Genomic DNA, 339 nt, shown 5'->3' on the forward strand with positions numbered 1-339 from the left:
CTGCTATCCTGAAAGCCTTGCCCTGCACGGATTGCCGTCGCCCTGCGAGTATGATGGCGTCGGAGATGATGCCCCTTGTGAGGGCAGTGCCTGTCGTAAATTCAGCACGGCGCGGGAAGCGGCCGAGGCGGTGGTCAGTGTACTGGGCGACCGGGCCATCCGTACCTGCGTGCAGGCGGCAGAGTGTCGCAGCGGGAGCGAGCAACACCAGCCGGGGACGACGGTCGCGGGAACGGGCTTTGCCCCGATGCTGGAAGCCCATACCAAAACGAACACTGAACAACTGGTGAAACTGGTCAGCGGCACGGAGAAACCCACGCGGGCGAATCTCACCAAACT

The 339-nt window shown here is 63.1% G+C and carries 1 pseudogene; it reads left to right on the forward strand.

The features are described from left to right. Window positions 1-339: pseudogene (locus Xsze_RS22520) on the forward strand (integrating conjugative element protein); the annotation flags it as partial.

This window comes from Xenorhabdus szentirmaii DSM 16338, assembly GCF_002632585.1.
Taxonomy (GTDB): domain Bacteria; phylum Pseudomonadota; class Gammaproteobacteria; order Enterobacterales; family Enterobacteriaceae; genus Xenorhabdus; species Xenorhabdus szentirmaii.